The sequence below is a fragment of the Sphingobacterium sp. BIGb0165 genome (genome assembly GCF_024810095.1).
Classification (GTDB): domain Bacteria; phylum Bacteroidota; class Bacteroidia; order Sphingobacteriales; family Sphingobacteriaceae; genus Sphingobacterium; species Sphingobacterium detergens.
Genome location: NZ_JANUEB010000003.1, coordinates 579,778 through 598,336, shown reverse-complemented (window position 1 = coordinate 598,336; position 18,559 = coordinate 579,778). Strand labels below are relative to the sequence as shown.

The following is an 18,559-nucleotide window of genomic DNA, read 5'->3' as shown; positions in this document are numbered from 1 at the left end:
ATATTGTAACAATGAAAAGAAATCTGCTATTACTGATCAGTTTGTTAACCTTATTTGGATGCAAAAGCAGCAAACCTATACAACAGCTTCCTCAACAACAAGAAAGCCGGCTAATGGATGTTGTTTATGGCAAACACGAACGCCAGATCATGGATGTATTCCTTCCAGCTAAAAGGAATAAAAATACACCTTTTGTCCTGCTGATCCATGGCGGAGCATGGACAATGGCTGGTAAAGAATATATACGGGACTATCAGGATACTTTATTTCAACATGGTATAGCTGTTGTTAGTATCAATCATAGATATGCAGATCATGCGGCTATTCATTATCAACAGATGTTAGCTGATATAGATCAAGCCCTGGATTATTGTATAGCCCATTCCTCGGAGTGGAACACGCGTAAAGATGGTTTTACGATGACCGGGGTCAGCTCTGGTGCCCATTTGGCGCTCTTGTATGGCTATACATCATCCAAGCGGATTAAAACCATTGTTGAATTTTGTGGTCCTGTCAATTTAACTGATACCACGACACTTGCTTATTCAGAAAAAGTCGGACTAAAAGATGTCATTGAAAAAATGACAGGGCATACTTATGAGTCAGGTCAACCATTGGACATTAGCTTTTACAAGTCTAGTCCCATAAAACACATCAAAGATATCCCTGTGCTGATAGTACATGGTACAGCAGATCCAGTCGTCGACTTCTCACAGTCCCAACAGCTCAGCGATTCGCTTTCCAACAGGAAAATTGTGCATGAACTTGTCCGTATAGAAGGCGCTGGTCATGATTTGAATATGACGGATAAGAACGCTCGAAAACGTGTATACGGAGCAGCAATACAATGGATAAAACAGTATGGTCACTAAAAATATACATATGAAAAAGATTATTTTTATCACATGTTTGGTCTTTGTTCATCTCTTGGGGATTCGGGCACAAGATAAACACACAATCCGCCCGCTTACTCCTCAAGAAGTAAGTCAGAGACTTCTCCCCAAATACGCTCCATTGGCATTGATGCCCCTCACGCAGTTGGACTATGAAAATATCAAGTCCGTAAGGGAGAAAGAAAAGCAATCCACTATACCGCTATTAACCAATGCAGATAGTGTGGAGATAACATATCGCAATGTCCCCGGTTTGAAGGCGGGTGATCCTGACATTCCAGTTAGGATCTACAAACCCAAATATATTACTACTGCCCCAATCTTCTTATGGTTTCATGGAGGTGGATTTGTCTATGGAAATCTGAACGGAGACCATAAGCATTGTGCAAATATGGCAATACGGGGAAAGGTTGTCGTTATTTCGGTAGATTATCGACTTGCACCTGAACATCCTTACCCAGCCGCAGTTCACGATGCGTATGCTGTTTTTCTATGGAGTATTAAGAATGCGAAAAATTTTCAGGGGGATACAACACGAATAGGTTTGGGTGGCGGTAGCGCTGGAGCTGGTGTTGCTGGTAGCATGACTTTATTGAATCGCGAACGAAAGGGACCAAAAATCGCCCTTCAGGCTCTATTTTTTCCTCCTGCAGATATAGATACAAACCATGTTTCCGTACGTGAGCTCTGGCAAATACCAGGCGTGAAAGGAGCTGATATCCCCTACCTATTGAAACTGTATATAGGCAAAGATTATGCCTCCAATATCCCTAAGAATGTATTGCCCGGAATGACCGATAATTTCAGCCAGTTACCCCCTACATATATTGCAACCTGTGGTGTAGACCCTCTGCGTGATGGTGGATTGGATTTAGGTGTTAAACTGATCAAAGCCGGTATTCCAGTAGAACTGCATAATTTTCCCGGTTATCCACATGGTTTATTGCCTGATAGGGTATTTCCAGAATTGTACAGTTTTATGTATGAATACTTCTATAAACCTATAAAATAATTTTCAAAAATTACTTCGCTCAGAAAAAGATGAAAATAGCTATTTATTTAATTTATGCCTTGCTGCCCTTGCTATCTTTTGCGCAAGTACCTGGCAAAGAAGGTAATCTTGAAAAAACAATCCATGGATTTTCCCAAGAGCGCCTCCAACGCATTGATCTGTTATTACAACAGTACGTCGACAGTAGTTGGATAAAAGGTGCAGCTGCTCTATTGATTCATCATGGAAACACCGTTTATCATAAAGCTTTTGGAGTAGATCGGATAAAACCTAAAAAGAGTTTGGACAAGGATGCGATCTTCCGGATCGCTTCACAGACAAAGGCGATTACAAGCACCGCCGTTATGATGCTCTATGAAGAAGGTAAATTTTTATTAGATGATCCAATCTCACGCTATCTCCCCTCCTTTGCTAAACCTCGTGTATTAGATAAGTTTAATGAAAAGGACAGTACATTTACTACTGTACCCGCCAAGCGCGAGATTACAATTCGCGACCTGCTTACACACACTTCTGGTTTAGATTACGCCCAAATTGGATCGCCACAGATGCAAGCAATCTATGCCAAAGCAGGTATCATCGCCGGATTTTCAAAAACTCCCCTACTACTTGAACCAATGATTAACAAATTGGGGACCTTGCCTATTATCCACCAACCTGGCGAAAAATTTACTTATAGTCTGAGTATAGATGTATTGGGAAGGTTAGTTGAGGTCACTTCAGGAAAAACACTCGATCAATTTTTCAAAACTCGAATTTTTGAACCATTAGGAATGGAGGATACCTATTTTGACTTACCCACAGAAAAGCAACATCGACTGGTCCAAGTTTACACAGAAGATAAGCAAACTGGAACAGTCATGCCATGGGCTGACAATACTTTTCCGAATGTCTCTATTGACTATCCAATTAATCACAATGGACTCTACGCTGGTGGGGCCGGCCTTGTATCAACATTAAAAGACTATGCCCTATTCCTTCAGATGCTATTAAACAAAGGTATCTATAATGGTCATCGTTTACTATCACGACATACGATAGAAATAATGACCAAAAATCAGATCGGAGATCTTTCTTTGGGGGACGATAAATTTGGACTTGGTTTTCAGATCACTTCAAGTGAAGGTAATGCGAAATTGGGTCTATCAGAAGGAAGCATCTCTTGGGGTGGATTTTTCGGAACGACTTTTTGGGCGGACCCGCGAGAAAAAATAATTGCACTACTATTTATACAACAGTGGCCACTAAGGCACAGCGAACTCGGCGACAAATTCAAGGTGTCAGTTTACCAAGCACTGTTATAATGTCGATATCACCAATTATAACCGCTATGAAAACACAATCAATAAATTACAAAAATTATCTTCTCATCTTATTTTTGACCTGCGCCTTTACTTTCTGTTTTGGACAGTCAAATATCCTCTCAGGGAAAATAGAAGATACTGGTGGACAACCGATACAGGGAGCTACCATCAAAGTTAAAAACAGCAATTTGGGAACTGTGAGTGACCATCTGGGGGCATTCCAGATAGCAGGGGTAACGAGTAGGTCTGTTATACTACAAGTTTCCTCCATCGGTTATCTCAACAAAGAGCAACAGGCAAGTCCTGGGCAAAATACAACAGTGATACTTACATCCGAAAACAACAAGATGGATGAAGTGTTTGTGACGGGAACTTTTGACAAACGCAAGCGTATGGACGCGTCCGTTGCGATCAGTACACTAGATGCCGGACAAATAGAACGGGTAGTCCCATTGAGTGCTGCCGATCTCTTGAAAAATGTACCTGGGGTGTTTGTTAATTCGTCACTCGGCGAAATACGCAATAGCGTGGCCAGCAGAGGCATCACCGTTGGGACACAAGATGGTAGTTTTGGTTACGAATATGTTTCCATGCAAGAAGATGGTTTACCGGTAACCAACACGACATATTTCAATTATGGTCCTGATTTTTTCCTCCGTCCTGATGCAACCTTATATCGATTGGAAGCTGTTCGTGGGGGAACTGCATCTATTACCGCAGCCAATGCTCCCGGAGGCGTTTTTAATTACGTATCCAAAACTGGAACGGATCGTTTCGAGGGTGAACTGAGAACAAAATATGGTCTGGTCGGGATCGATGGACGGAGTTATGCCCGTGTCGATCTGAATATTGGTGGGCCATTGAAAAATAACTGGTTTTATAATATTGGTGGTTTCTACAGATATGATGAAAGCGGCAGATATCCTGGATATCCCATGAATAATGGTGGTCAGGTCAAGGCGAATGTAGTCAAGAAACTGAAAAGAGGTACACTTAAGTTTTTCGCGAAATACTTGAACGACAAAAATGGTTATGTCCAGTTTATTCCGACAAAAGATTTCGACAAACCAAGACCAGCCCAAGGTTTTGACATTAACGCTACGGTATTGATGCCAGCAGTTGATTATACCTCGCAGGATTTTAGATATGGTGGTTCTATTTCTTTTAACCCAAAGAATCTAGTCAAAAGTAAATATCGTTCAGGTGGTGTCAATTGGGAACAACAATTGGGTGCGGGCTGGACCCTTAATAATGCGGCACGTTATTCAAGCAATGATATTCTCTATAACACACCTGGTGCTGTCACAGCAATGAGTACAAAGGACATGACAAGCTATTTTTTAATGACCGGACAACAGGGTTTGGGCATCGGTTCCTATTCTTTCAAAAATGCCAAAACAGGAACCGAACTTATGCAGGTTACTTCAACGCTAGGTTCAAATGGATTACCAGTCTACACAGTTAACAAGAATGAACTTCCTGGACAGGACCTTCTGCCCAATTCCATATTTATGACCACTTTTGGTGCATATAAAAATAACGTCAAGGAATTTGTTGATCAGTTTTCTTTTCAAAAGGTTACAGATAAGATGAATTTTACACTGGGGGGTTATTATGGCTATTCAAATGTAAGACGTTATTCAGGTATAGATGGTATTGCGCTTAGCACAATTGAAAATAGGCCACAGCTGATTTCACTCGAGTTTACCGGTGCGACACTCGCCGGCACGACGGGCTTACATCAAATAAGTAACAGTGACGGTATCGCGCAAGCATATGGCGACAATGGTGCCTCGCTAACATTCAATGCCAAACAAAATCAGGCGGCCTTATTTTTTGGCCATACCTGGTATATAAATCCACAGTTGACGTTTGACTGGGGTGTCCGTTATGAAAATGTAAATATCAAAGGATATAACGAACGTATCTATATGAAAACTGGACTACAGGGAGGTACAGACGGAAATCCCAAGACGTTTTACGACAACAATACTGTTGACAAAATAACAAGGGTAGATTATGATAAGACTCTTCATACGGTTTCTTTTTCCGGTGCATTAAACTATACCTTCAATACCAATATCGCACTCTATGGGCGTTATTCTCAAGGAAAAAAAGCACCAGACCTAGATGTTTACTTCGCTACCAATAGACCTGAAACAATTGGACTGCTACACCCCCAAGAACGTACGACTAGACAAATAGAAGTTGGATTAAAAGCTAAAACAAAAACGCTCAACATCTTTGTCACACCATTCTATAGTGTTCTTAGCGGTGTACCCAACGGGCAATTTCTGCAAGCCAGCGGCGGCGGATTCTATACACCTGAGATGTTATACGGAAAATATAGAACGATAGGTGTGGAAATCGAAGCTGAATGGAAGATCGACAAGCACTTTAACATACGTAGTATAGCTACTCTTCAACGTTCTAAAATAGTTAACCTCGAGTCATGGGTAGCCAATAATCCTGGACCTGAAGATGATACTAAGATTTCCTACTCAGGCAACGAAACAGATAATAATGCTCGCGCTATTTTCAATCTCACGCCCACCTATCTTAATGGAAAATTCTATACTTTTATCACCTGGTCCTACCTTGGAAAAAGGCAAGCTAATGTGGTCAACACATTCACCTTACCCGCCTTTTCTCAATTTGACCTTGGAGCGGGTTATGACCTCAGCAAAAGCGTAAAACTAAGTCTCAATATAAATAACTTATTAAATACATATGGTGTAATGAGCTGGGTAAGACCAGGAGGTATATTGGAAACATTGGAAGGCAATAACAGCTTTACCAAAGAGCAATATACGCTCGCTGTTCAAAAACAGTCACCCTATGCGACAGTGTCCATTCCACCGCGTGCATCCTTTCTAACCGCCACTTTTCGCTTTTAGTCCCCTAGTATCGTTGCTTACTAGAGTTTTAAAAGTTTCAAATAAAAATGGTACCGCTTCGATATTGAAACGGTACTATTTCATTCTTTATTTTTATTGTTTCTGAGCATCTACGCTTCACTTTCTTCCATTGATAGGATTTGAACGAGCGGGGTTGCCATGAGGCAACTTCACATAATAGGACGTATGGTAACCATTACCTGGTCTAAAAAAATCGGTGGATATAATCTGGGCTCCGCTATTAAAAGCCGCATCTGCCCTCGTATAGTCATTGATCTTTGCTTCGTATGTTTCGATATCTGAACGGCTACGAACAATATAACCTTGTTTTACAAGATTTTGAATTTCATTTTGACGAACTAGCGCATTGTCCAACAGGATAAAGGATGCAAAACTATCATTGGGTTCCGACTGTACAAACATGATACGTTTTTCAAGATTGGGTCTGTCTTTGACATAAGCAGATTCCAGGTTCATCCCAGCAGTCGCCGGAAGTAACAAGAAAACAAATTTTCCACGGGATGTTTTAATGGTAGGCCAGTTGCCAGAACGCACTGCCTCACGTAACGTTGTATACTGTCCACGTACATCATCTGGGGTAATAAGCTTGTCTTTTCCCAATATTTCGATAACTTCGGCATCCAGCAGATCGAATGCCTTCTCGTCAAATGGAAGAACCTCAGCGCTATTTGGAAAGATTGGTATGCCTTTGTCCTTTGCTTCGACCATAATAAAGATCGGAAGATGACCGGGATGTCTGTCGGACCAATTTCTTAACGCTTTCAAGCCGCCTCGGAAAGTAGCGTAATGCGATCGAAAATCAAAATCTGCAATATGGAGCATCTTGAAGCCTGGCTTTTCCAAATCTTCCTTTTGATAGGGTGCCAAATCCGAAACACCCATGCTATTTAATACCTCGTACCCAGCAGGCCTATTGAAACGATGTCCTGTAGGGTCATAATAAACATCCATTTCTAAACTACGGATACCACTGTCGAGCTGTACATCAAAAGACGGGTGGTCATATTTCAACCCTTCGCTCATCGTCATCGTATTTGGATGAAACTCCTTAAATGACGCGAGCTTGTCCGTGGGGATTAATGTGGTCATTTTTTCCATCATTTTTGCAAAAATAGGGTCAGCATAGGCGGCAAGACGTGGATCGACAGGCCTAGCATAACTATTATGCGTACCAAGCACCTGAATCTGATTGATCTTTAATGTATTGAGCTGTGGAAGCTCGGATTGTTGAGCACGAATAACTCCAGTACCTAGTACCAGGGTGGACAACGTTGTTAGGATAATCTGTTTGAATTCCATATTTGTTATATTTTAAAAAAGTTTTGCACTGATCCCCACTTGACCACGGACAGAATACCATTCTGCTTGTTCGGCACGATCGTATACACCATGATAGTAGCGCACCGGGGTGCCAGTAATGTTATTTAATTCGGCAAATAATCTGAATTTCGAGTTGATGCTGTAGGAAGAAGAAAAGTCTACCGAAAAATTGCTTGAATACCAACGGTAATGTTCGGGTCCAGCGACCTGACGAATGGCATCAAGATATTTACCTTTATAGTTGCCAGCAATACGTGCCATAAACTTGCTATTCTCATAGATCAAGGAGACATTGAACAAGTGTTTTGCCTGCTTAGGAATTACACTTTCATCTTCTATCAATTTTCCTTTGTCAAAGCGCGGAACTTTCGCTTTTGAGTCTGTATAGGTGTAGTTGGCGTCAACTCCAAATCCTTTCCATATTCCTGGCAGCTCTGTAAATCGCTTGGATATGCCGGCTTCAAAACCTAACAGCCAGGCGTTTTGAAGATTCTCGGGCTCATTTACATTGAATAAAATACCATCAATATCTTGTGTGGATTGATTGGAATAGATCAGGTTGGAAAGCTTTTTGTAAAATGCCCCTGCCGAAAACATACCTATGCCGCCAAAGTAATGTTCGGTCATGAAATCAAAGTTGCTGGCGAAAGTGGGTTTCAAGTTTGGATTACCACGGGTGATGACACGGTTGATATCGTCCTGTGTCGTACCGGGATTGAGACTACCAAAATCGGGACGTGTGAAACTTCGCGTAAATGCCAGCCGAATAATATCATTCTTTGTCGCATTGATCTTTACATGCAACATCGGTAGAAAAGCATTATAGCTGTTATCCTGATTGATTGCTTCTACTTTTGTCGATTTGTCTGCGAGCGTGGATACTTTGTTGCCTGAAAAAGTAACTTTGTTATACTCGTTTCGTATTCCTCCTATAATGGTGAGCCGCTCTGTCAATTTAAATTCTGCAGAACCATAAATTGCGTATACGTTTTCCTTTCCACTGTAGTAGTTGGCGGCGCCTGAAGCGTTGCCCGCTGAATCGACGCGGAATGGATACAACTTGTTTTCGGCAATACCCTCCGGTGATGCAAGTTGCCTCACTGATGCCATAGCTACCTGATCAATAAGCACATTGTTGTAAGGCGATCCTATTTCGGTCAAAAAACCACCCCGATAGGGATACGGTTCAGTACCTAAGCTGGCTAATGTTGGAGCAGCCCCAGAGATACCGGCCACATAAATACTATAGGGGTTTTCTACCTGTTTATCTTTGTGGATAAACTTTCCACCAAATTTAACGATCAATGAATTGCTAGGTGTATATTTCAAATTTACCCCAACACGCTTGTTGCGTTCTTGATTTTTACTCCTGATATTGACAACTTGTGTTAATTTCATGGCTTCTGCGCTAATCGCTGTAGTGGAAGCAAGATGAGGTAGGATATGGTCAATATAATCTCCTGCTCCATCTGGTGAATCCATGGCGAGGTATTTCTTTCCATCGGACGCCAAGCCGTCGTAATCAACCTTTTGGGAAAAGGTTGCCATCGGATAGTAATCTGGATCCTTAAATTTAAAAGCAGATTTATCCATACTCAGTGCCCAATCCAATCCAAATCGTTCTGAGAGACTCGACTGCCCGCTAAGCTCTCCAGAATAAAGGCTCGTATGGTAATCTGCGGCTCTGGTTGTTATCGTCGCTGTTTTGGTATTAAAATAGAAATAATTCTCACGGACACGCTGAGCGTCCATATATTCGCTATAAAGTCCCTTAGCCATGATTTTATGTCTTTCATTGAATGCATATTCAAGTCCACCATTAAATCCCAGTGTACGCCGACGTGCAATATAATCCCTCAATTGTAGATCTGTGATGGAAAAAGCCTGCGTAGCATTACTGTTCGAAAAATCATAGTTTAGGTTATATCGGTCCTGGGCAGCTGTTCGGTCCCAAATTACTGCCGAAAGGATATAACCCAATTTTCCCTGCGCAACACGATCGCCAAAGAGGATTGAACTGTTGTATGATCCGCGTTGAGATTGTCCGTTATAGCCGCCAGCCGCATTGATATGGAGTGTACGTTTTAGGGGAGCTGCTTTGGTAATAAAATTGATCGACCCTCCGATCGCATCTCCTTCCATATCCGGAGTGATTGCTTTTGATAGCTGCACATATTGAATCATCTCTGAGGGGAAAATATCCATCTGAATCCGTCGATCTGCATAGTCAAGACTAGCGGAAGGAAGCCGGTTCCCATTTAACAAAGACGCACTCCACTGTATGGGTGTGCCACGTACAGAAACATATCGCCCCTCCCCTTGATCTCGTTCAATGGAAACCCCCTGAATGCGTTGTACCGCTTCGGCGGCATTGCGATCGGGTAATTTACCAATAGCATCTGCAGCCAATACTTCCATAATGGCATTTGCCGTTTTTTTGATGTTCAATGCCTTGAGCTGAGAACCAGCTGAAGAACCAACGACAACAACCTCGCCCAGGCTATTATTGGATGGATGCAATTTGATTACGCCCAAATGAATCCCCTCGTTCGAAACAAGTGTATCTAAGGCGAATGCCTGATAGCCGGTGTAGAAAACAGTAAGTCGAACAGGTCCCTTTTCTTTTAAAATCAATGTAAACTTGCCATCGAGATTAGTTTGTGCAGTCAACTTCCCTACTTGTATTGTAGCACCAGGCAATACCTCATCGGTCATTGAAGTGACAGTCCCTGTAATTTGTTGTGCCTGTAAAAAGAATGGCATCAACGAAATCAAAAAGAGTAATGTTCTTTTCATATCATGTAATCAATTTTTGTTATTTGCTACGAAATTGATATTTCATGAGATGCCTGTCGTCTTTCTCGATAAAGAAGTACTTTCAATTAGCCGCCAATACCACAAAACACTCATTTAATGATGTTTACAAAAATTAAATTTACATTAAGATTAGGTTACCGATAAATTGGTACGCCGATAGCGACGTAGAACACCGCTTTCAGGATGGATTAATACACGTTCCTGCAGTCCGATGGACAAGAATATTCACTTAGGTATTAACTAGGTCATATTGTGGTTTCGCCTTGAGATAGGCCGAAGGCGTGCAGCCCTGAACCTTTTTGAAATATTGATTAAACGAGGATTTTGAATGGAATCCAGCCTGAAATGCCATCGCAAGTATATTGATGCTCTCTCCTTTGCTTCTGTACAGATCCATTAATGTTACAACCTCCTTAATTCGATACTCATTGACATATTGATAAAATGATTTTTCCTGGTACTGATTTAACGTCTCGGAAAGATGGTGACGTGATACATCGGCCTTTGTAGCAAGAATATCTAATGTGAGACTTGGATCTAAGAAGATTTTATGCTGGGACATCAGATTTTCTACCTTCGCCAAAATACCTACATAGTCTATACCGACATTCTTTTCATTTTCCTCCGCAGATGGATATGGGGATTTCACCATCGAGCTGTCCAACCGATCTTCATGCTGATGGTCAATAATATGCAGTTTTGCTTGCTCCTGCTGATATAAATGAATATACAGAAAGGAGCTTACTTTGACATAAATAATAGATATGCAGATAACCGCCAATATAGAATAGATAATCAGACGGAGCCACAGATGGATAAAATTAAAATAGATGGATATATCAAATAGTCGAGTCCAGATGGAGATGACCAAAAATGCAAAGCCAACAAACAGGAACAGGGAAGCGGCCAGCCTAACCATACGTTTTTCAAGTTTCCAAAATGTCGGTATCGTATGTGTCTTAGCCAAAATTTTTAATGGGTACACGATATATAATATCGTATATGCATAACCAGATATCGAATTGTACAATTTGATGAATGGTGGTAGTTCGCCAGAATGGCTGATCACATAAGCAGCAATCCAAAAGTAACCTACAGATGCACCTATCGATGGAAACATCGCCAAAAGAATATCGATGGGCTTTCCCTTATGTTCGAGAAAACGTATATAACACCATAACAAACCAGGATATGCCAAGGCGATAAATGTATTGAATTGCTGATGGATTTTTGAATTAGGCCAAAAGACGTTCAATGCAAAACTGATTGCCAGATGCAAAAAAATGGAGGCCAACAAATAAGAAAGGATATTATCATGCTGCCCATTATTTTTTTTGTCCTTCAATAAAATTCCCAAAGCCATTAGTGCTTGGGTTGCCCCTACAATAATAATATAATTCACGTTCTTAAGCTGTTTTGCAAAGTTAATAATCAGGTATTATCAAATTGTTAAATGTACTTTCAGCAAGTTCTCTTTGCCATTTCCTATTATGTGATTCCTTTTCAGCCTCTTATTTATCAGAATTAAGCTGTAACTTAAACGTTTACAAAAGCTCAAGTTCAACATGACATTTCTCCGTAGATATCTTTCTTTTATCGCATGCATAGCTACCCTACTATTTTCCATGAATGGATTTGCTCAAGAGAGGACTAAAACAGACAGCACAGTAATGGCGTTTCAATTCGTTGACAGATTACTTCCAGAGGGCGACTATGTCGCAGAGGTGTTGGGCACCCCTCCCCTGAATACCACCAAGTCAGAAATTCTCAAAAAAATGAAACTTGCCATTCAACAGAACCAAGATTGGTTTCTAAAAACAATGAGTGAATTAAAACCTGGGGAACTTATGCCCTATCACAAAAATTTGGGCATTAGCGAACAGGAGTACGCGGTATTTATACAAGTTTCACAATCGGTAAAAATAGATAAAATAGGGATTGTAAAGCTTAAGATCATTCACAAAGACAACAGCATCTATTTCGTGCCCGAAGACTTTCCACATTATTTAAAAGAGCTCGCAATTCATCTTAAGGACTATACGATCGTGATCGACAGTATACCCTTGAAATACAAAAGTCAACGCATCATGGACAGCAAAAATACAACGTTAGTTGCGGGACCATGGAAGGGATACTCTTGGGATTTTGAAGAAATTAGGAAAGACGGAAAACTAATTGCAGACCCCGATAAGATGGATCCATCAGAAATTAATACGCTCGATATAAAATCGATAAAACTGACTATCGGTAAGCTCGACCATAACGACCAATGTTTTCTTTATCTAAAAAGTAATATTGTCAATAAAGGTCATGTTCTCGCAAAACAGGATATAGCACTCTTATTAAAAATAGAATAAGCTAAATCTCGCTTGCTAGCTTATTCATGCATCAAGCAGAAGAAATTCGCCTTCATCAATAAATGGAATAAATGATCTATTAACAACTGGTTCATTCCCAGATTTGATAGCCTGCTTCTTTTCTATACTAGAAAGAAGCAGCCTTGTAATAAAAGGCCACTTAGCGTTTTTTCTAAGCGGCCTTTTAGGAATTCTTATAAACAACTGACTATCAATTAGTTTTGCAAACTCGGATTATTATTCAGTTCATTTAGAGGTATTGGAAATAAAAAATATTTGCTATTTGGAGATAAGCTGGATCCATCCGGAAACTTGAGAATATAATGCCCCATCACAGCTACTGTCTTTCCAGCATCATCCACAAAGGTCTCATTAGCCTCACGACGTACAGGCGCCGTCTGCGTCCGAAGAATATCGTAAAGACGGAAACCTTCACCCCATAGTTCTTTACGGCGCTCCAATAAAACTTCTTGTACCGCCTTTGCCTTATCGAAATTTGCGACATCAAGATCTTGCAAAGTCCGTTTACGTCTTAATTCGTTTAGGAGGTCTATAGCACCTTTTACATCGTCCAGGCGAGCTCTACTCTCGGCTTCGATAAGGAGTTGTTCTGATGATCGCATTAAAACGATATGTCCATCGCGATTGGGGTGTTTATTTCTAAACTTACGGTAACGATAGGAGCGATAGATCGCTTCAGCAGGTTGCTTGGCAATCTCAAAGAGCGATTTACGCACATCAGCAGCTGTAAATAAGCTGATAAAATTGGGGTCAGGAATAATGCTATTATAACCAAAATATAGGTTTACACCTTTGGCATCTGTTGCATAGGGAGTTGTCTCAATATAGGCTAAGAAAGAAGCTCCACCCAAATTTTGGGTCGCGGTCTGTGGGTGCCCCCAGATCCATTCCGAATTACTGACATCGTTAAATCCTTCCTTGTACTGCTCTGCCGTCATAATCGGATAACCGGCACGTGCTTTTGCCGCATAATCACGTGCTTGGGCCCAATTTTCCTGTGTCAAATATGTTCTGGCCAGTAGACCATAAACGACATTGAGGTCGAGTCTGTTCTTCACTTTCCGCTTGAAACCCACCAATAATTTTTCGGCTTCTTTCAAATCGGAAATAACCTGCTCATAAACCTCCTTTACTGTAGCCAGTGGTTTGGGAACCGTTGTTGGTGTAGTCGGTTCAGTATAGATCGGTATTGCCTTGGCATTTGGGTCTTTCACATAGGTAAACTGGTACTGGCGCACGAGATTGAGATAATTCAATCCTCTCAAGGCATAGGCTTGCCCCTTGAGATGTTTTAAACTTTCTTTACTGTTATCGTCAATTTTCACATTGGCTATCAGATTATTGGCATGGTCGATAGATTTATATTGCAAAGTCCAAAAGAAAAGCGCTCGGCGGGTGGTATTGTCAAAAGGATCTTTATAGGGATAAGAGTCCCGAAAACCATAACGGCCGTCACGTGCAATAGCGTCCTCTCCCATCACTTCATGTGTGAGGAATATGGTCGGGAGTCCGGGATTGTCTTGAGAGGTGCTATTTTCCATCAAAAAGCGGATTGATCCGTTGATAAAGGCGTCAATATTATTCTCGGAAGAAAATACCTCAGGGGTCGTAATTTGGGTTGCCGGAGCAGTCTCAAAGAAACTGTCTCGACAGGATGAGAGTGCCAATAAAGGAAAAATGATGGTGATATATTTTAATTTCATAATAAATCAAATAGGAATGTTAAAAGGAAACATTGAGGACGAGAGCGTATGACTTCTGTGCCGGGTAGCGATAGTAGGTAACTCCACCTACCGTTTGCTCTGGGTCCAGGCCCTGAGTTCCATAGAACGTCAATAAGTTTTCACCTACAAAACGTATCCGGACATCGGAAAGAGACCATTTTGACACAAGATTACGCGGAATAGTATAGCTTAAGTTCAAATTCTTTAGGCGTCCATAGCTTGCACTCCTTAGAAAACGTGTGGAAGGAATACTATTCCAGGAATCGGTCACGTAAGACAATCGGGGGAAATCGGTATCTCTATTTTCGGGTGTCCATCTATTGAGGGCTTCCTTGGACCAGCTTCGCCCCGGTGCTGAACCCACATGCATAATCATGGGTTGATCACCATCAAAGATTTTTCCGCCTAGACTATAGGAAAACAAGAAAGACAATTCTATTCCTTTGTAACTAAAGCTGTTACTAATACCACCATAAAGATCTGGCAATGAACTTCCTTCAAAATAAAATGATGCTTCATTTTGATTCGTTGTCGTCGTGCGCCCAGTTATATTTCCTGTCGCATCTTTTACATCCTTATACCAGGTTGCCTTGCCAGTCTCTGGATCTACTCCCGCCCATTCCTTGATATAAAAATCATAGATGGAACCACCTTCAACCATTTTTTTCGTGTTACCATACTGCCCAATGGATCCAGTGAGAATTTCTTTTTGTGGTAGTTTGGTGATTTTATTTTTATAGTGCCCCACATTTGCTGTAATAGACCATCTGAAATCTTTGTTTCGAATAGGTACCACTGTAATCTGCCCATCAATTCCACGGTTGCTCAATGAGCCAATATTGGCATCGATCCCGCTATAACCTGTAGACGGTGAAAGTGGCTTTTGGAAAAGCAGGTCTTTTGACTTCCGGTCATAGACATCGATCTGTGCTACCAACCGATTATTGAATAAAGCGATATCAGCGCCGATATTGAGATTAAGATTTGTTTCCCATTTCAAATCTGGTGTAGGTAAATCAGACGGTAAAAGCCCCAGATTGTCCAAACTGTTATAAATGGAATAGAATCCGCCATAGGCATAGTTACCAACTTTATCATTTCCCTGGGCTCCATAACTCGCCCTTAGATTCAGGTTGTTAATCGTACTGATTTCTTTCAGGAAGGATTCTTTTTTCACGTTCCAAGCAGCACCGACGGACCAGAAATTACCCCAACGCGATTGCTTACTGAAGCGGGATGAACCGTCTCTACGGTAGCTCGTAGAAAAATGGTAGCGGTCCAGATAATCATAATTTACCTGTCCCAACCAGCTTGCGAGCTTATAATCGGAAGAAGTCCCGTTAAAAACACCACTCAGTGTCCCTGCGGATGGCTCCGTTTTACCAAGTACCTGGAAGCCCGTGCGATTACCTGATAGTGAAGAAGCTCCTTCCACATAGATTTCGGGACCAACCAGAGCACTAATGCTATGCTTATTACCAAATGTAGCCGCATAGTTCAGAAAGCTATTGACCGTATAGTTGAGTGTACGGCTCGAACTTCGGCTTGCGGATCCCGCTCCATCTGTAAGGATACCCGTACTATAGTACGAATGCGAATAGGTATGTGAACTCGTGTTTCGGTAGTCGATATTGGCCGAGGTCTTCAAGAATAAATTGTCCGCAAATGATATTTTGATATTGGTCCCCAACAAAACTGATTCATTGTTGGTGCCGGAAATTGCATTTTCAGCGCTACCTAAAATATTTGAACCACTCGCAGCTGTGGTTGGGCGCCATAACCCATAATCCCAGATCTTATTGCCCTGTTCATCCAGCACATAGCTCCCATCAGGATTGCGCTGATAGACGGGATACAGATCGGACACTAAACGCTGAAAGTTAGCGAAGTTGCCGGTATTGCTATCGCTTTGTGTAGGTGCACGTTGAAAGCCTGATGACAGGGCAACATTCCCACCGACTTCAAACCAGTTGTTGACCTTTGACTGTATATTTGTTCGGAAATTATACCGCTTGAAATCAGCCGTGCGAATCCAGCCCTGTTCATTGAGGTAACCGGCAGAAAGATAATAACGTGTACTTGCCCCACCACCACTCAAACTAAGGTCATATTGCTGGCGGATCCCCCTTCGGGCAATTGCTTTTCCCCAGTTATCGTTCCAGAGTGATGTTGCTCCTGCAACCAGCTTTCCATCGAGTCCCACAGGCTTTGGATAGTTAGCCCCAAAGATGTTTACTTTAAGCGCACCATCCACCAAATAATCTGTAGCGTACTGGGCAGCATCGCCGGCGGATTTCCCTTGGTCGAGCTGTGTATTACGGATTGCCTCCCATTGCAATTCATAGTACTCCTGCTGCGACAGGTATTCATAATCTTTCACTGCCCTACCTGTATAACCGTAATTCGCCGAAAAGTTAACGGCGGTCTTACTGTTCAGTTCACCGGATTTTGTTGTGATCACGATGACGCCATTTGCACCACGTGAACCGTATAGTGCACTTGCTGTTGCATCTTTTAAGACCGAAATGGATAGGATATCTTTTGGATTGAGGCTATTGGGATTGGCCCCTGGGGTACCATCTACGACATAAAGCGGTGCTGTTGAAGCGTTTACAGAGCCTACACCCCTGACAAATAATTCAGCATCACTTCCAGGCTGACCTGCTGCGGCAATGGACTGTAGCCCGGGTACCGTCCCCTGCAATGCTTTCCCAATCGTCGTAATCTGTAGATTATCCAATTCTTTGCCACTTACCGTCGCTACGGATCCTGTGTAACTTGATTTTTTTGCAGTAGTATAACCTACGACGACGGTCTCCTCAAGTGTATGATCCACAGACTCAAGTTCAATAACCACTGGAGAATGATCTATGACCAAGGTCTGACTTGTATACCCCACAAAGGAAATTGTAACTGTAAAGGGCAATTTCTGTCCGGTTACAAATTGAAACCTCCCAAATTTATCGGTACTTACATGATGGGTTACATCCTTTAGACTTAAGGTTGCACCAGAAAGAGGCTTTCCGGTAGCAGCGTCCTGTACAACACCACTGAGTACAGCATTTATAATAGATTTTGTTTGCTCCTGTGCGAAGGAAGGCACCACGGCCCCGCTCCCAGCTAATGAAAGAAGCAAATAAAACAAGCTTGATTTTCTCATTGTTTTTCTTTTTGATGTTTTTTTTGTTCTTTACTCGCCGTAGATTTCCTTTAATTTCTGTAATAGGGCATCGCCTTTAATGTTTCGGGCAACGATAATACCATGCTCATCGATAAGTAGGTTGCTTGGGATAAAACGGACACCATACAGAGCAGCAGCTTCGGTATCCCAAAACGAAAGATCAGAAACCTGAGTCCAATCCAGTCCATCGTCCTTAATGGCTTTTAGCCAGTCTGCTTTTTTCTTATCCAGTGATACGCCAAATACGCTAAATCCATGGCTTCTATATTTCTGGAAAGCTGCAACAATATTGGGATTTTCCCGACGGCAAGGACCACACCAGGCGGCCCAAAAATCAAGCAGCACAAATCCTTTACCAAGATGCTCACTGAATCGTATTTTATTTCCATCGGGACCAGTAGACACAAAATCTAAGGCTTTATTACCCGGCAATACGGCACGCTGTTTTAAGATTAAATCTTTCAAGATGCGTACATATTGTGTTTGTTGCAATGAGGCATCCAGCAACTTTATATGCTCTTCGAGCTCATCCGGAGACAGATTATAGGAATAGTTGCGGAACAATGCATACGCAGCGACAATAGATTTGGGATCTGCTTCAATAAACTGCTTGGCAGTATACTTACGTTGCTCTTTATTTGCGCGCTCAAAATAAGCTTGAGCTTTTGATCCTCTCACGGTAGCATGATCGCCATTTTCTCCAGACTGGATGAGCACTTCAATTGGAGCATCCTCCAAGAAAAGTTGGACGGGATAACCTTCTTCATTCAACTTCAGACCATAGAGTTCGGGTAACGGCACTTTAGTCCCAAAACTAAATCGACCGTTGTGGACCGAGGCAGAATCAATCGTTTTAAATACTTTATTATCGTATTGTTGAAGATATATTTTACCTTCTTTCAATCCTTCTATTTTTCCGGTTAAACGTAGCGCTGCTACTTTTTGAGCCGATGCCTGTGTGGCAAGAAACAGCATCGAAACAGTAAATAATGTTAGTTTATTTTTCATCTAT

The 18,559-nt window shown here is 41.7% G+C and carries 11 protein-coding genes; 5 read left to right on the top strand and 6 right to left on the bottom strand.

Annotated features, from left to right (window positions below; all coding sequences use genetic code 11):
• Positions 1–11: 11 nt before the first annotated feature.
• Genes M2408_RS09035 through M2408_RS09020 form a run of 4 tightly spaced genes read left to right on the top strand, consistent with a single transcriptional unit; the run spans position 12 to position 6,106 of the window.
• Positions 12–872, top strand: coding sequence for an alpha/beta hydrolase (locus tag M2408_RS09035; protein ID WP_259181020.1), 861 nt, complete (start codon positions 12–14; stop codon positions 870–872).
• A 10-nt stretch (positions 873–882) separates the two neighbouring features.
• On the top strand, positions 883–1,905 hold the full coding sequence (locus M2408_RS09030) for an alpha/beta hydrolase (protein WP_259181019.1): 1,023 nt from the start codon (positions 883–885) through the stop codon (positions 1,903–1,905).
• A 29-nt stretch (positions 1,906–1,934) separates the two neighbouring features.
• A complete protein-coding gene (locus M2408_RS09025; protein WP_259181018.1) occupies positions 1,935–3,209 on the top strand; it encodes a serine hydrolase in 1,275 nt (424 codons plus the stop codon).
• Positions 3,210–3,235: 26 nt separating this feature from the next.
• Positions 3,236–6,106, top strand: coding sequence for a TonB-dependent receptor (locus M2408_RS09020; protein WP_259181017.1), 2,871 nt, complete (start codon positions 3,236–3,238; stop codon positions 6,104–6,106).
• Positions 6,107–6,223: 117 nt separating this feature from the next.
• On the opposite strand, the gene M2408_RS09015 is transcribed toward M2408_RS09020, so the two are convergent.
• The 3 genes from M2408_RS09015 to M2408_RS09005 all read right to left on the bottom strand — a co-directional run bounded on the left by M2408_RS09015 (position 6,224) and on the right by M2408_RS09005 (position 11,666).
• Positions 6,224–7,426, bottom strand: coding sequence for a phosphatidylinositol-specific phospholipase C1-like protein (locus M2408_RS09015; RefSeq protein WP_259181015.1), 1,203 nt, complete (start codon positions 7,424–7,426; stop codon positions 6,224–6,226).
• A gap of 12 nt (positions 7,427–7,438) precedes the next feature.
• Entirely contained in the window at positions 7,439–10,243 is a 2,805-nt protein-coding gene (locus M2408_RS09010) for a TonB-dependent receptor (protein ID WP_259181012.1), read from the bottom strand.
• Between the two features lie 250 nt (positions 10,244–10,493).
• A complete protein-coding gene (locus M2408_RS09005) occupies positions 10,494–11,666 on the bottom strand; it encodes a helix-turn-helix domain-containing protein (RefSeq protein ID WP_259181010.1) in 1,173 nt (390 codons plus the stop codon).
• 268 nt (positions 11,667–11,934) lie between these two features.
• Between M2408_RS09005 and M2408_RS09000 the strand changes: the two genes are divergently transcribed.
• Positions 11,935–12,621 carry a hypothetical protein gene (locus tag M2408_RS09000; protein WP_259181009.1) on the top strand — a complete coding sequence of 229 codons (687 nt, stop codon included), beginning with the start codon at positions 11,935–11,937 and terminating at the stop codon, positions 12,619–12,621.
• A 215-nt stretch (positions 12,622–12,836) separates the two neighbouring features.
• Here the strand turns inward: M2408_RS09000 and M2408_RS08995 are convergent, their stop codons facing one another.
• The 3 genes from M2408_RS08995 to M2408_RS08985 are packed head-to-tail and all read right to left on the bottom strand — an operon-like array spanning position 12,837 to position 18,555.
• A complete protein-coding gene (locus tag M2408_RS08995) occupies positions 12,837–14,345 on the bottom strand; it encodes a RagB/SusD family nutrient uptake outer membrane protein (RefSeq protein WP_259181008.1) in 1,509 nt (502 codons plus the stop codon).
• Between the two features lie 19 nt (positions 14,346–14,364).
• On the bottom strand, positions 14,365–17,526 hold the full coding sequence (locus M2408_RS08990; RefSeq protein ID WP_259181002.1) for a TonB-dependent receptor: 3,162 nt from the start codon (positions 17,524–17,526) through the stop codon (positions 14,365–14,367).
• Positions 17,527–17,556: 30 nt separating this feature from the next.
• On the bottom strand, positions 17,557–18,555 hold the full coding sequence (locus tag M2408_RS08985; protein WP_259181000.1) for a TlpA disulfide reductase family protein: 999 nt from the start codon (positions 18,553–18,555) through the stop codon (positions 17,557–17,559).
• Positions 18,556–18,559: the final 4 nt, after the last annotated feature.

Excerpts from the sequence above, each read along its gene's own strand:
- M2408_RS09025 (WP_259181018.1), top strand. The coding sequence starts at position 1,935 with ATGAAAATAGCTATTTATTTAATTTATGCCTTGCTGCCCTTGCTATCT.
- M2408_RS08985 (WP_259181000.1), bottom strand. The coding sequence starts at position 18,555 with ATGAAAAATAAACTAACATTATTTACTGTTTCGATGCTGTTTCTTGCC.
- M2408_RS08990 (WP_259181002.1), bottom strand. The coding sequence starts at position 17,526 with ATGAGAAAATCAAGCTTGTTTTATTTGCTTCTTTCATTAGCTGGGAGC.
- M2408_RS09015 (WP_259181015.1), bottom strand. The coding sequence starts at position 7,426 with ATGGAATTCAAACAGATTATCCTAACAACGTTGTCCACCCTGGTACTA.
- M2408_RS09020 (WP_259181017.1), top strand. The coding sequence starts at position 3,236 with ATGAAAACACAATCAATAAATTACAAAAATTATCTTCTCATCTTATTT.
- M2408_RS09000 (WP_259181009.1), top strand. The coding sequence starts at position 11,935 with ATGGCGTTTCAATTCGTTGACAGATTACTTCCAGAGGGCGACTATGTC.
- M2408_RS09035 (WP_259181020.1), top strand. The coding sequence starts at position 12 with ATGAAAAGAAATCTGCTATTACTGATCAGTTTGTTAACCTTATTTGGA.
- M2408_RS09010 (WP_259181012.1), bottom strand. The coding sequence starts at position 10,243 with ATGAAAAGAACATTACTCTTTTTGATTTCGTTGATGCCATTCTTTTTA.
- M2408_RS08995 (WP_259181008.1), bottom strand. The coding sequence starts at position 14,345 with ATGAAATTAAAATATATCACCATCATTTTTCCTTTATTGGCACTCTCA.
- M2408_RS09030 (WP_259181019.1), top strand. The coding sequence starts at position 883 with ATGAAAAAGATTATTTTTATCACATGTTTGGTCTTTGTTCATCTCTTG.